Source organism: Rhodanobacter sp. FW021-MT20 (assembly GCF_041107475.1).
Taxonomy (GTDB): Bacteria; Pseudomonadota; Gammaproteobacteria; order Xanthomonadales; family Rhodanobacteraceae; genus Rhodanobacter_A; species Rhodanobacter_A glycinis.
Genome location: NZ_JBGBPX010000003.1, coordinates 286,442 through 299,939 on the forward strand (window position 1 = coordinate 286,442; position 13,498 = coordinate 299,939).

Annotated in this window: 15 protein-coding genes; 5 read left to right on the top strand and 10 right to left on the bottom strand. The window is 66.0% G+C overall.

The genetic code is table 11. The features are described 5' to 3' along the window. The first annotated feature begins 4 nt into the window (after nucleotides 1–4). The gene (locus AB7849_RS06240; protein ID WP_037097953.1) at nucleotides 5–1,492 is read left to right on the top strand and encodes a chloride channel protein; all 1,488 of its coding nucleotides are present in this window, start codon (nucleotides 5–7) and stop codon (nucleotides 1,490–1,492) included. After that, on the top strand, nucleotides 1,489–2,718 hold the full coding sequence (gene hutI, locus AB7849_RS06245) for an imidazolonepropionase (RefSeq protein WP_369500714.1): 1,230 nt from the start codon (nucleotides 1,489–1,491) through the stop codon (nucleotides 2,716–2,718). The genes AB7849_RS06240 and hutI overlap by 4 nt, the downstream gene beginning before the upstream one ends. 64 nt (nucleotides 2,719–2,782) lie before the next feature. Here the strand turns inward: hutI and AB7849_RS06250 are convergent, their stop codons facing one another. The 6 genes from AB7849_RS06250 to gltX all read right to left on the bottom strand — a co-directional run bounded on the left by AB7849_RS06250 (nucleotide 2,783) and on the right by gltX (nucleotide 6,947). Next, a complete protein-coding gene (locus AB7849_RS06250) occupies nucleotides 2,783–2,944 on the bottom strand; it encodes a 30S ribosomal protein THX (protein WP_008207743.1) in 162 nt (53 codons plus the stop codon). Between the two features lie 80 nt (nucleotides 2,945–3,024). Beyond that, a complete protein-coding gene (locus AB7849_RS06255) occupies nucleotides 3,025–4,005 on the bottom strand; it encodes a cation diffusion facilitator family transporter (RefSeq protein ID WP_008207740.1) in 981 nt (326 codons plus the stop codon). Nucleotides 4,006–4,063: 58 nt separating this feature from the next. Next, the gene (locus tag AB7849_RS06260) at nucleotides 4,064–4,492 is read right to left on the bottom strand and encodes a MerC domain-containing protein (RefSeq protein ID WP_008207738.1); all 429 of its coding nucleotides are present in this window, start codon (nucleotides 4,490–4,492) and stop codon (nucleotides 4,064–4,066) included. A gap of 201 nt (nucleotides 4,493–4,693) precedes the next feature. Continuing rightward, on the bottom strand, nucleotides 4,694–5,176 hold the full coding sequence (locus tag AB7849_RS06265; protein WP_008207736.1) for a transcriptional repressor: 483 nt from the start codon (nucleotides 5,174–5,176) through the stop codon (nucleotides 4,694–4,696). Nucleotides 5,177–5,258: 82 nt separating this feature from the next. Further along, nucleotides 5,259–5,522, bottom strand: a complete 264-nt coding sequence (locus AB7849_RS06270) for a hypothetical protein (protein WP_008207733.1) — start codon at nucleotides 5,520–5,522, stop codon at nucleotides 5,259–5,261. Between the two features lie 24 nt (nucleotides 5,523–5,546). Then, complete coding sequence (gltX, locus tag AB7849_RS06275; protein WP_369500715.1) at nucleotides 5,547–6,947, bottom strand: glutamate--tRNA ligase; 1,401 nt, start codon at nucleotides 6,945–6,947, stop codon at nucleotides 5,547–5,549. Between the two features lie 31 nt (nucleotides 6,948–6,978). On the opposite strand from gltX, the gene AB7849_RS06280 reads away from it, so the two are divergent. After that, nucleotides 6,979–7,767 (top strand): transporter, encoded by a 789-nt coding sequence (locus tag AB7849_RS06280; protein WP_081491679.1) that lies wholly within the window; start codon nucleotides 6,979–6,981, stop codon nucleotides 7,765–7,767. Nucleotides 7,768–7,797: 30 nt separating this feature from the next. Here the strand turns inward: AB7849_RS06280 and AB7849_RS06285 are convergent, their stop codons facing one another. Continuing rightward, nucleotides 7,798–8,232 (bottom strand): DUF4399 domain-containing protein, encoded by a 435-nt coding sequence (locus tag AB7849_RS06285; RefSeq protein ID WP_008207726.1) that lies wholly within the window; start codon nucleotides 8,230–8,232, stop codon nucleotides 7,798–7,800. 201 nt (nucleotides 8,233–8,433) lie between these two features. On the opposite strand from AB7849_RS06285, the gene AB7849_RS06290 reads away from it, so the two are divergent. Together AB7849_RS06290 and AB7849_RS06295 are read left to right on the top strand one after the other, a co-directional pair. Next, a complete protein-coding gene (locus AB7849_RS06290; protein WP_008207724.1) occupies nucleotides 8,434–9,594 on the top strand; it encodes a glycosyltransferase family 4 protein in 1,161 nt (386 codons plus the stop codon). A gap of 16 nt (nucleotides 9,595–9,610) precedes the next feature. Further along, entirely contained in the window at nucleotides 9,611–10,126 is a 516-nt protein-coding gene (locus AB7849_RS06295; protein WP_237711736.1) for a phosphatase PAP2 family protein, read from the top strand. Nucleotides 10,127–10,406: 280 nt separating this feature from the next. Here the strand turns inward: AB7849_RS06295 and accD are convergent, their stop codons facing one another. The 3 genes from accD to trpB all read right to left on the bottom strand — a co-directional run bounded on the left by accD (nucleotide 10,407) and on the right by trpB (nucleotide 13,453). Further along, the gene (accD, locus tag AB7849_RS06300) at nucleotides 10,407–11,282 is read right to left on the bottom strand and encodes an acetyl-CoA carboxylase, carboxyltransferase subunit beta (RefSeq protein ID WP_008207721.1); all 876 of its coding nucleotides are present in this window, start codon (nucleotides 11,280–11,282) and stop codon (nucleotides 10,407–10,409) included. Between the two features lie 48 nt (nucleotides 11,283–11,330). After that, on the bottom strand, nucleotides 11,331–12,131 hold the full coding sequence (trpA, locus tag AB7849_RS06305; RefSeq protein ID WP_008207719.1) for a tryptophan synthase subunit alpha: 801 nt from the start codon (nucleotides 12,129–12,131) through the stop codon (nucleotides 11,331–11,333). 110 nt (nucleotides 12,132–12,241) lie between these two features. Beyond that, nucleotides 12,242–13,453, bottom strand: coding sequence for a tryptophan synthase subunit beta (gene trpB / locus AB7849_RS06310; RefSeq protein ID WP_008207717.1), 1,212 nt, complete (start codon nucleotides 13,451–13,453; stop codon nucleotides 12,242–12,244). Between the last annotated feature and the right edge of the window lie 45 nt (nucleotides 13,454–13,498).

The window sequence follows — 13,498 nt, forward strand, 5'->3', positions numbered from 1 at the left end:
ACAGATGCCCGAACCCCAGCCATCCAGTCCCCAGCCATCCGGCAGCCGTCTCCAGTCCGTGCTCGGGCACGAGTTCTTTGCCCCCCAGCAATGGAAGCGACGCATCGCCCTGTGGGCCGGCGCGATCCTGGTGGCACTGGCGGCAATCGTGTTCACCAAGGCCAGCAACTGGTCGTACCACCTGTTCCAGATCATTCTCGGATACGGCATCTGGATTCCGCTGGTGATCATGCCGATCGTGTTCGGACTGCTGGCATGGGCCACCGAAGGGCGCCTGAGCGCGACGCGCGGCAGCGGTATTCCGCAGGTGATCGGCACCCTGCACATCGAGGATGAGAGCTTTCGCCAACGCATGCTGGCGTTGCCGGTGGCCGTGTTCAAGATGGCGTTCACCCTGATCGCGCTGATGGTGGGTGCCTCCATCGGCCGCGAAGGACCGACCGTACATGTCGGCGCGGGCCTGTTCTATTCGCTGGGTCGACGCTTCGGCTTCACCGACCCCAAGGCCGCTTCGCGCTTCATCCTCGCCGGCGGTGCCGCCGGTATCGCCGCCGCCTTCAATACGCCGCTGGCCGGCGTGATCTTCGCGATCGAGGAACTGGCCGGCACCTTCGAACACCGCTTCAGCGGCTTGCTGCTGACCGCCGTGTTCGTGGGCGGCGTGGTCTCGCTGGGCATCATGGGCAACTACTCGTACTTCGGCGAAGTGCAGGCCAGCCTGCCGCTGGGGCACGCATGGCTGGCGGTGCTGCTGACCGGCCTGGTCTGCGGCCTGCTGGGCGGCCTGTTTGCCCGGCTGATCCTGCTCAGCCGACGCGGCCCGCTGGCCTATATCGGTCGCCTGCGCGCGCATGCGCCGGTCCTGTTCGCGGTGGGCTGCGGGCTGGCCCTGGCGATCATCGGCGTGCTCTCGCACGGCAGCGTCTACGGTACCGGCTACATCCAGGCCCGCTCGTTCGTGCAGGAAGCCGCCGTCACGCCCGGCGAAAGCTTCGGCATCGCCAAGCTGGCGGCGAACGTGGTCTCGTACTGGGCCGGCATCCCGGGTGGCATCTTCTCGCCGGCGCTGGCGGTAGGTGCCGGTCTTGGCCACAACATTGCGCACTTCCTGCCCAACGTTCCGGCCGCGTCCGTGGTGCTGCTGGGCATGAGCGCCTACCTCTCCGGCGTCACCGGCGCGCCGCTGACCTCGGCAGTGATTTCGATGGAACTGACCGACAACCAGAACATGGTGATACCGATCATGGCCGCCTGCCTGCTGGCCCGCGCGGCAGCCTCGATCTTCAGCCCGACGCCGGTGTACAAGGATTTCGCCGAGCGCATGGTGCAGGACTTCGAACACCAGCAGGCCGCCCACGCCAGCGCGACCGAGCGAGTCCGCGCGGAAGCCGAGGCGGCTGCGCTGGCAGGCAACACCAGTGCGTTCGATGAGCGCGCCGCACCGGCCGAAGACGCGAAAGACGAGAAAGCGGACGAACGATCCGAATCATGAGCAAACCACACTGGGACCTGCTGCTGATCCATGCCACCCTGGCGACATTCACCGATGGCGCCCCCTGCGGCCTGCTGTCCGATGCCGCACTGGCTTGCGCCGACGGTCGCATCGCCTGGATCGGCCCGATGGCCGAACTGCCTGCCGATGCGCGGGCGGAGCATGTCGAGGACGCCGGCGGCCGGCTGCTCACCCCGGGCCTGATCGACTGCCACACCCACCTGGTATTCGGTGGCGATCGCGCACATGAGTTCGACCTGCGCCTCAACGGCGCCGGCTACGAGGAAATCGCGCGCGCCGGCGGCGGCATCGTGTCCAGCGTGCGCGCCACCCGTGCGGCCGACGAAGATGCGCTGTTCGCCCAATCGCTGCCGCGTGCGCGCGCCCTGCTCGCCGACGGCGTGACCACGCTGGAGATCAAGTCCGGCTACGGGCTGGCGCTGGACACCGAGCGGCGCATGCTGCGCGTGGCGCGACGCATCGGCCGCGAACTCGGCATCAGCGTGCGCACCAGCTTCCTCGGCCTGCACGCACTGCCACCGGAATACAAGGATCGTCGCGACGATTACGTGGCGCTGGTCTGCGACGACATGCTGCCCGCGCTCGCCGCCGAAGGGCTGGCCGACGCGGTGGACGCGTTCTGCGAAGGCATCGGTTTCAGCCACGCGGAAACCCAGCGCCTGTTTGAACGCGCGAAGCAACTTGGCCTGCCCGTGAAACTGCATGCCGAGCAGTTGTCGGATCTTGGCGGCGCGGCCCTGGTGGCAGCCTTCGACGGACTGTCCGCCGATCATCTGGAATACCTGGGCGACGACGGCGTCGCCGCGATGGCGAAAGCGGGTACCGTCGCCGTACTGCTGCCCGGCGCGTTCTACGCGTTGCGTGAAACCAAACTACCGCCGCTCGCCGCCCTGCGCGAGCACGGCGTACCCATCGCCATCGCCACCGACTGCAACCCCGGCACATCACCGCTGCTGTCGCTGCGGCTGGCCGCGAACATGGCCTGCACCCTGTTCCGCCTCACCCCCGAGGAAGCCCTGCGTGGCGTAACCGTGAATGCCGCCCGCGCGCTCGGCCTGCCCGACCGTGGCACCTTGGCCGTGGGCCAGCGCGCCGACCTGGTGCTGTGGAACGCCAGCCAGCCCGCCGAGCTGTGCTACTGGATCGGCGGCAACCTGGTGCGGCACATGTGGCTGGGCGGCGAAGCGACCGTTCCCGTGCACTGACCCCCACAGTCCCGCGCCCACAAAAAAGCCCGCCGAAGCGGGCTTTTTTCGAAGGTCGCCGGGTTCAGGCCGACTTCTTCTTCGGCGCTGCCTTCTTGGCGGCGGCTGGCTTGGTCACGGTCGGCTTGGCACCGGCCACGGCCGGCTTGGCGACATGTGCACGGCTGTTGCCGTAGCTGCCGCGGTACGTCTTGCCGCGAAGGGTCTTGCGATCGCCCTTGCCCATGAGGAACTCCTTGATTCGCAATGGTGTTGATGGCTAATCATCGTAGCAGTGAGCCGCCAAAGCGCAAGCCTCGACGTCGCTCAGCGGCAAGCGCCGCCGCGGCCATGATCCGCGCAGCCGGAATCGCCATCCGGACACGCGCCCGGATCGATCTGCACGGTCACGTGGCGGATATCGAAACGATCCCGCAGCACCTGCCGGATCGTCGCCAGCACGATTGCGCCATCGCCACCTTCGTTCAGGTCCACATGCAGGGTCGCCATGCGCGAACCGGAAGCCAGTTGCCACACGTGGAGATGATGCACGTCGCGGATCGCCGTATCGGCCTCGCGCAGCGAAGCCTCCACTTCAGCGGCGTCCACCCCTTCGGGCATGCCTTCCAGCAGGATGTGGACGGAGCGCCGCAGCAGCCGCCAGGCACTGCCCAGGATCAGCAGCGAAACCAGCAGCGACAGCAGCGGGTCCGCCCAGTTCCAGCCCAGCCAACGCACGGCCAAAGCGGCCAGCACCGCACCGACCGAACCGAACAGATCGCCCAGCACATGCAGGCTGGCGGCGCCCATGTTGACGTCGTCATGGGCATGCCCGTGCAACAAGCGCAGCACCAGCAGGTTGATCACCAATCCGAGCAATGCCGCAGCCAGCATCACGCCGGAGAGAATGTGGATGCGGTCCAGGTGCGACAAACGCACGACCGCCTCCCACGCAATGAAGCCCACCAACACGAACTGGACCAGCGAATTGACGAAGCCAGCCAGCACTTCCGTTCGACCGTAGCCGTAACTGCGCCGGGCATCGGCCGGGCGACGCGCCAGCCACGCCCCGACAAACGCCAGCAGCAGCGCCAATGCATCCACCAGCATGTGGCCCGCATCGGCCAGCAAGGCCAGCGAGCCTGACCACCAGCCGCCTGCCGCCTCGATCGCCAGCATCAGCACGGTCAGCACGAAGGCGAGCAGCAGCTTGCGTTCGCGACCGTCTACCTGGATGGCGTGATCGTGATCGTGGTCATGCTCGTGGGCATGGCCGGGCGCGGATTCGTGGCTGTGGACGTGATTCATGGCCGCGATGCTAGGAAGCACAGGCACCGTTACACAATCACCGCACGCGCGGCTTCATTCAATGTGCGTGGCGGATGCTGTGCACGTGGCCGGCCTGTCGATCCAGCCGCAGGTTGACGAAGTGCGCCGACGCCACCAGCAGGCCACCACACGTCACCATCACGCTGTGCAACACGATGGAATAGTGGGTCGCGAAAATGACGCCCACCAACAGCAACAGCAGCCCCGGCAATGCCAGGCACAACGGCAGCGGGCGGCCGTGGCGCCGATACCCGCTGACCAGGGTGGCCGTCGCCAGCATGCAGGCGAACAACACGAAGTTGCGTTCGAAGGTATGGCTGGCCAGGAAATCCAGCCCTAGCAGCGGCAGCAGTGCCAGCACGAAAGGCAGCAGTGCGCAGTGAATCGCGCACAGGAACGCCGCCGTCGCACCGATACGGTCGGCGATACGCCAGACGCTACGTTCGTTTTGGGGAGGCTTGGCCATGGAGGAATGCCGGTGCGGGGTGTGTAATGTTATTCTATAACATATTCGGACGGCGAGACCAGCACACCTCGCTGCCCGCCTGTTCAGGCATCGACGCGATCGGCGAAGGCGGCAAAGCGGCGCAGCGCATCAGCATCCAGCCGGGCCGTCGCCGTCGGCGGATTCACCCGCCGGTGCCGCTCCTGCACTGAACCGGCACGCTCAGCTGCGGCGGCACTGCTTGCAGATGCCGTGCACTTCCAGGGTCTGCGCCTGCGGGCGAAACCCGAAGGCTTTCGCTTGCGCCTCGATCAACTCGGCCACGTGCGGGTCGCACACTTCCTGCGCGCTGGAACACACGTCGCAGATCAGGAACGGCACCTGATGCGCCTCGGCCGGGTGGTGGCAGGAGACGAAGGCGTTGATCGATTCCAGCTTGTGGATGAAGCCGTTTTCCAGCAGGAAATCCAGCGCCCGATAGACCGTGGGCGGCGCCGCGTTGCCGTGCTTTTCGCGCAGGTGATCGAGCAGGTCGTAAGCCTTCACCGGCTTGCCCGCTGCGGCCACCAGTTCCATCACTTCCCTGCGCAACGGGGTCAGGCGCAGGCCGCGTTCCTCACTGGCGTGCTCCACCGCAGCCACCAGTGACTTCGGCGTCTCATGATGATGATCGTGGGCATGTGACTTGTCGGCGGCGCTGTTCACGTAAATCCCCTCAAACCCGTTTGCTGCGCCTGCAAAGGTGAGGGCTGCGCGGCAGAAAGGCAAGCGGGAGCACGTGAACGCATCACCGCGGCAAGGGCGGCGGCCGACGCTTGCGCAGCAGGAACACCAGCCAGCCGATCGGCCCCAGCACGAAAGCCCAGGCGATGCCCTCCGCCAGCCGTCCGCGCCACCAGCCCAGTAGCGCGCCCACGGCGATGAAAAGCACGTTCCACCAGAACAGCGCCGCCCACGGCGTCATCGCAAGCAGATTGGCGAAGACGTGCCAGAACGCCCCCGGCGCGGTGAGGTCGACGCCCTGGGTGGCGCGAGCGAGCAGTTCGTTCATGCGAAAGGCTCGCTGCGAGCCATGTCAGCCCCGGGCCCGGACCAGCGCGGCGTCGATGCGCTTCAACGCTTCCTCGCGACCACACAGATAGATGGTGTGGTCGATCGATGGCGATACCTGCGTGCCGGTCATGGCCACGCGCAGCGGCTGCGCCACCTTGCCCATGCCCAATTCCAGCCTGGCGGCCACCTGCTCGATCACCTGATGGATCGGCTCGGGCTGCCATTCGACCGTGGCCAGCAATGCCTTGGCTTCGTCCAGCACGCGGGGCGCGCTGTCGTTCTGCAGGTGCTTGGCGACGGCCTTGTCGTCCCATTCGGTAATCGGGCCGTACCAGATCTTCGCGCGCTCGGCCATTTCCTTCAGCGTGTGCACGCGGTCGCGCAGCGCCACGATCACTTCGGCGGGTGCCGGCCCCTTCGACGCGTCGATGCCGATGCGTTGCAGGTGCCATTCGAATTCCGGCACCAGCGTGGCGGGCTCGTCGGACTTCAGGTAATGCTGGTTGAGCCAGTTGAGCTTTTCGGTGTCGAAGCGCGAGGCCGCCTTGTTGACGTCGGCGGTATCGAACAGCTTCACCATCTCCTCGCGCGAGAAGATCTCCTGGTCGCCGTGCGACCAGCCCAGCCGCACCAGGTAATTGAGGATCGCGTGCGGCAGGTAGCCATCCTCGCGGTACTCCATCACGCTGACCGAGTTGGTGCGCTTGGACAGCTTCTTGCCTTCCTTGTCCAGGATCATCGGCAGGTGCGCGAACTCCGGCACCGGCGCGCCCAGCGCGTGGTAGATGTTGATCTGGCGTGGCGTGTTGTTGACGTGGTCGTCGCCGCGGATCACCTCGGTGATGCGCATGTCGATGTCGTCCACCACCACGGCGAAGTTGTAGGTGGGCCAGCCATCGGAACGGAAGATCACCAGGTCATCCAGCTCGCTGTTGGCGAACTCGATGCGACCCTTCACCTTGTCCTCGAACACCACCGAGCCTTCCTGCGGATTGCGGAAGCGGATCACCCGGTTCGGGTCCTCACGGAAGGCTTCGTTGCGGTCGCGGTAATAGCCGTTGTAGCGAGGCTTCTCGCCCTTCGCCATGGCGGCCTCGCGCATCGCCTCGATCTCTTCCTTGGACTCATAGGCGTAGTACGCCTTGCCCTCGGCCAACAGCTTTTCGGCCACTTCCCTGTAGCGGGCCAGGCGATGGGTCTGGTACACCGGGGCCTCGTCGGCATCCAGGTCCAGCCAGTGCATCGCATCCAGGATGGCCTTCACCGCTTCCTCGGTGGAGCGTTCGCGATCGGTATCCTCGATGCGCAACACGAACTCGCCACCACGCCGCCGCGCCTCCAGCCAGCAATACAATGCGGTGCGTGCGCCACCGATGTGCAGGAAACCGGTGGGGCTGGGGGCGAAACGGGTGCGGACGGTCATCGGGATTCTTCAAAGGAAACGGAACTGAACCATGGATTTTAGCCGATACGAAGGCCTCCGCCGATGTGCGTTGCTGGCCGCGCTTGCGTTGGGTGCGATTGCCGGGCTTCCGGCCCTGGCCCATGCCGACGACAACCCGGGCTACGACCGCCCCGGCCTGGGCTTCACGCCTGCCGTGCTGGGCGCGGGCGACGTAACGCTGGAACAGGGTCTGCCGGACTGGAGCCGCGGACAGGGCGGCGGCATCGGCAGCTCGCAATACACCGCCGACACGCTGTTGCGAGTGGGCCTGGGCGGCCCGCTGGAACTGCAACTGGGCAGCTCGTACAACCGCCTGCATCCGCTCCCGACCCACAGCGGTGCCCGTTACGGACGCGGCGACAGCAGCGTGGCCATGAAATTCGCCCTGCCCGCTTCCGGCGCTTTCAGCTGGGGGCTGCCTGGCAGCGTGGAATTCACCGACGGCGCACGCGATTTCCGCAACGACCAGCGGCAATACCTGCTGGGCGCCGACTTCAACTGGCAACTGGATCCGCGTAATGCGCTGAGCATGTACCTGCAAAACGTGCGCGCCGGCGGACGTGACAGCACGCTGCTTGCGCTCAACGCCAGCCATGCCCTGACATCCACGCTCAACGGCTACGTCGAACTGGCCCAGCAGCACGACGCCAACACGGGCACCGGCAGCATGGCCGGCGCCGGGCTGGCATGGCAGGTCACTCCACGCGTGCAGCTCGATGGCAGTGTCCGCCACCGGCTCGCCGGCCACGCCGACACGTGGGAAGCCGGTATCGGCGTCTCGGTGTATTTCGGCCGCTGAGCACGCGGGCCCACGGCCGAAACATCCCGCTCACTTCACGTGAATGGTGATCCGCTTCGACACCAGCGGCGGGTCGAACGGGACGTGATGAGCGTCGCCCAGCTCAAGCTGCAAGGTATGCGTGCCCGGCGCGAGCTTGAGTGTCGTCTGGGTCTGGCCGCCACCGAAATGGATATGGTGCGCATCGCTCGGAATCGGCAGCCCGGCCGCCGGCAGCTGCTTCACGTCGACCAGCAAATGGTGGTGACCGGTGCCCGCCTTCTCCACGCCGGCCGGCGCCACACCCATGCCCTTGAGGCCGAAGCGCACAGTGAAACTCTGCGGCACGGTGGCGCCGTCCCGGGGTGAAATGATGTAGACCGAGGCTCCGGCAGGCGCCTTGGTCACCGGCAATCCCTGCGTGGCGGCGGTGAACGTGGCACCGGACAAAACCGTCAGGGCGAACGCGATCATCAAGCGTTTCATCGACGCATCTCCATCGTGAAAGAGCGACCAGTCTATCGAGGCTGCAGGGAATCTCCACCCGGCTCGCGCATTGCACTCGCAAGCATCGGAAAGCGCCCTGGCGAAACGGCTGTGGCAACGTCATCGCGACGTCATGCAACAGCCATGCAGGCGCAACCCCGCACGACGATGCTGTGCACAACGGGTTCGGGGATTGTCGCCATGCGCATTGGCATTGTCAGCGAGACATGGCCACCGGAAATCAACGGGGTTTCACTTACCGTGCATGGCCTGGCCACCGGCCTGGCCGCACATGGCCACCGCATCGACCTGGTGCGTCCCGACCAGGCACAGCCGGGAGCGCCGGAAGCCGGCATCGAGGAATTGCACACCCGCGGCATCAACGTGCCCCGCTACCCCGGTGTACGCGCGGGCCTGCCCGCCGGCCGCGCGCTGCGTGATCGCTGGGGTCGTCAGCGTCCCGATGTCGTCTATATCGCGACCGAAGGCCCGTTGGGCTGGTCTGCCCTGCGCGTCGCCCGCAGCATGGGCATTCCGATCGCCACCGGATTCCACACCCGCTTCGATCATTACGCCCGCCATTACGGCATGGCTTGGACGACGCCACTGGTACGCATGTATCTGCGTCGCTTCCATCGCCGCGCCGCCAGCACCCTGGTTCCGACCGAAGCCCTGGCCCGCGAGCTGGAAACACTGGGCGTCGACAATGCGTGTCTGCTGCGCCGAGCAGTCGATACCTGCATGTTCCATCCGGACAAGCGCGATCTCGCACTGCGCGCGCAATGGGGCGTGACCGACGACGTCCCGGTGGCAATCTACGTGGGGCGCATGGCGCCGGAGAAGAACCTGGAACTGGCCGTGCAAGCCTTCGAGGCCGTGCGACAGCAGGCACCGGCAGCACGCTACGTGTGGGTGGGCGACGGCCCCGCACGCGCGGCGCTTCAAGCGGCGCATCCGGATTTCATCTTCGTCGGCATGCAGCGCGGCGAAGCACTGGCCCGACACTACGCCAGCGCGGACCTGTTTCCGTTCCCCAGCCTCAGCGAAACCTTCGGCAACGTCATCCTCGAAGCGATGGCCTCCGCGTTGCCGGTGGTGGCCTATGACGTGGGCGCCGCGCACGAACACCTGCGCGACGGCGTCAACGGCTACTGCATCAAGCCCGGCGATGCTGGCGCTTTCATCGCCGCCACCAGTCTTCTGGCCGAGCACTCCGGGCAGATCCGCCGCATGGGCCGCGCCGCGCGCGAGGATGTGGAACGGCTGTCGCCGGAAACCGTGGTTCGCGAATTCGAAGCTTTGTTGACCGACCTGACCAGGGAGCAAGCCCATGCACGCCACGCACTCCCCACCCGCACCTGACACACCGCGGCTTGCCATGGATGCACGCCTCTGCATGCTGGCCAACCGCTGGGGTGCCCGCCACACGGTCGGCACTTTCTTCGCCGCCATCAGCCGCCTGGGCGATGGCGTGTTCTGGTACGCCGTGATGCTCGCCCTGGTTTTGCTGCATGGCTTGCGCGGCCTTCATGCGGCCTTGCACATGGCCGCGACCGGCCTGGTTGCGCTGCTGCTCTATCGCGTGCTCAAGCGCTATACGCGACGCCCGCGTCCGTTTCGTACCTGTCCCGGCGTAATCGCGCACCTGCCGCCACTGGACGAATTCAGCTTCCCTTCCGGCCACACGCTGCAGGCCGTCGGCTTCACCATCGTGGCGCTGGCGTGGTATCCCGCGCTGGCGCCGCTACTGCTGCCGTTCACCGCGCTGGTCGCGGCTTCGAGGGTGATCCTCGGGCTGCATTACCCCAGTGACGTGCTTGCAGCGCTGGTGATCGGCAGCGGGCTCGGTGCGCTTTCGCTGTGGCTGGTTCCCGGGGCGATCCCGTTCGCCTGAGCAAATGTTGCCCAGCATGTCGCGGCACGTTGCACAATCAAGCAGATAGGTCATCTATCCACAGGCTTTACCCAGCCAGCTCCACAGTCACTGTGGAAAAGCTGAAGCACGCTGCGCAAATTTTCATCAACGCGTGCCAAGTGCTTGTCGGCAAAGCCATGAAATCGGCTTGTCCACAGCTTTGTTCGACAACCATCCACACAAGCTGTGGAAAACCTCCAGGGCAGAAACGACGATGCCGCCCGAAGGCGGCATCGTCGTTGCAATCATGTACTGATGCTCACGCGGCGCGCGGCGCCTTGGTCATCAGGCCCAGCAGGTCGGCCAGTTTGTCGCGCATTTCGCGGCGGTCGACGATCAGGTCGATGGCGCCATGCTCGACCAGGAATTCCGAACGCTGGAAACCTTCCGGCAACGTCTCGCGCACGGTCTGCTCGATCACGCGCGGGCCGGCGAAACCGATCAGCGCCTTCGGCTCGCCGATATTGATGTCGCCCAGCAGGGCCAGGCTGGCGGACACGCCGCCGGTGGTCGGGTTGGTCAGCACGCTGATGTACGGCACGCCGGCACCGCGCAGCCGCGCCAGCGCCGCCGAGGTCTTGGCCATCTGCATCAGCGAGAACAGCGATTCCTGCATGCGCGCGCCGCCGGTGGCGGAGAAACACACCAGTGCGCTCTTTTCGGCCAATGCCTTCTCGGCCGCGCGGGTGAACTTCTCGCCCACCACCGAGCCCATCGAGCCGCCCATGTAGGCGAAGTCGAAGGACACCGCCATCAGCGAGCGCCCCTTGAGCTTGCCGCTCATCGCGATCATCGCGTCCTTCTCGCCGCTGGACTTCTGCGCGGCGACGATGCGGTCGCGATACTTCTTCGAGTCGCGGAATTTCAGCGGGTCGTTGGCTTCCATGCTCGACCACCATTCCCTGGTCGAACCTTCGTCGAACAGGGACTGCAGGCGCGCACGGGCACGGATGGCGTGATGATGGCCGCACTTGGGGCACACCATCAGGTTGCGCTCCAGCTCCGGCTTGTACAGCACCGTGCCGCAACCGCCGCACTTCTCCCACACGCCTTCCGGCACCTTGCCCTTGCCGGCAGCAGCGGCGGAGCCTTGCGTGCGAACACGCGGAGTCATGATTTTCTGCAGCCAATTCATCGCAACACCTCGAACGTTCCTGGCCTCGAAGCGGCCAGGTCAGCCGTTTCAAGGTGCATCAAGCGCCGTGCGGATCGGTTCAAGGAACGCCCGCGCACGCGCGGCGACCTCGCCTTCTTCATCCGCACCTGCCAACCGTTCCACCAGCGCGCTGCCGATCACGACTGCATCGGCGAAAGCGGCAATGGCTTTCGCACTCTGCGCATCGCGCACGCCGAAGCCCACCGCCACCGGCGTCCTGGCATGGGCCCGGATATCCGCCACGCGAGCGGCGATGTCCGAGGTGCTCAGGCGCCCCGCGCCGGTAATCCCGGCGAACGACACATAATACAGGAAGCCCTCGGCCGACTCGCACAACGCTGCCATACGCGCGGGTGCGGTGGTTGGCGCCGCCAGCAGGATCTGCCGCAAGCCGGCCTCGCGCAACGATGCCAGCACCGCGGATTCCTCCAGTGGGCAATCGACCAGCAGCACGCCATCGACTCCCGCCTGCACGGCTTCCCGGGCAAAGCGCGCATAACCGTGGATCTCGACCGGGTTGAGATAGCCCATCAGCACCACCGGCGTGTCTGCATCGCGCTGGCGGAACTCGGCGACCCAGCCCAGCACATCGGCCAGACCGACGCCCTTCGCAATCGCGCGCTCGCTGGCGTGCTGGATCACCGGACCGTCGGCCATCGGGTCGGAAAACGGCACGCCCAGCTCGATCAGGTCGGCACCGGCCTCGACCAGCGCGTGCATCAACGCCACCACATGTTCGGGCGACGGATCGCCCGCGGTGACAAACGGGATCAGGCCGGTGCGATGCGCAGCCTTGAGTTGGGCAAAACGAGCGTCGATGCGATTCATAAGGCAGAAGTGAGCCAAGAGTAGTGAGAAGTGAGAGAGAGCCGAGGCAAGTGCGAGAGGTGTCGGAGTGCGAAGCTTTTCTCTCACTCCTCACTCCTCTCCACTCACTCCTAGACTTCGACTCCTTCGCGTTCGGCGATCGTATGCACATCCTTGTCGCCACGGCCGGACAGGTTGCACAGCACGATGCCGTCCTTCGGATATTCGCGCGCCAGCTTGATCGCCTGCGCCACCGCATGACTGGATTCCAGCGCGGCAAGAATGCCTTCGCTGCGCGCCAGCAGGTGGAAGGCCTCCAGCGCTTCGTCGTCGGTGACACCGACGTAATCGGCGCGACCGGCATCCTTGAGGAAAGCATGCTCCGGGCCGACGCCGGGATAGTCGAGGCCTGCCGAGACCGAATGCGTTTCGGTGATCTGGCCATTGTCGTCGCACAACACATAGGTGCGATTGCCGTGCAGCACACCCGGCCGCCCCGCCGCCAGCGACGCGGCGTGATGACCGGTGGCAATGCCCTCGCCGGCCGCCTCGGCGCCGACGATGCGCACGTCGCGGTCGTTGAGGAAGGCATGAAACAGGCCGATCGCGTTGGAGCCACCGCCCACGCATGCCGTCAGCACGTCGGGCAAACGGCCGTACTGTTCCAGCATCTGCGCGCGCGCCTCGCGGCCCACGATGGCATTGAAGTCGCGCACCATCAGCGGATACGGATGCGGCCCGGCCACCGTGCCGATGATGTAGAAGGTGTCGGCGACATTGGTGACCCAGTCGCGCATGGCCTCGTTCAGTGCGTCCTTCAACGTCTTCGAGCCGGACGTAACCGGCACCACCTCAGCGCCCAGCAGCTTCATCCGATAGACATTCGCCTTCTGCCGCTCGATGTCCACCGCACCCATGTAGACCACGCACTCCAGGCCCAGCCGCGTGGCGACCGTGGCGCTGGCCACGCCGTGCTGGCCGGCACCGGTCTCGGCGATGATGCGGGTCTTGCCCATGTGCCGCGCCACCAGCGCCTGGCCCACGGTGTTGTTGATCTTGTGCGCACCGGTGTGGTTCAGGTCCTCGCGCTTGAGCAGGATGCGCGCGCCGCCCACGTGCTTCGTCAACCGCTCGGCGAAATAGATCGGGCTGGGCCGCCCCACGTAATTCGTCAGGTCGCGATCCAGCTCGGCGATGAAAGCGGGATCCTTGCGCAAGCGCAGGTAGGCCTCGGTCAGCTCGGCCAACGGCGCGATCAGTGTCTCGGCCACATAGCTGCCGCCGTAATTGCCAAAACGGCCTTGCGCATCGGGCCAGGCATGGAAGTCGTCAATCGTGGACATCGCCGTTACTCGCATGAGGGAAATCGTCGTAACGCCAGAGCATTG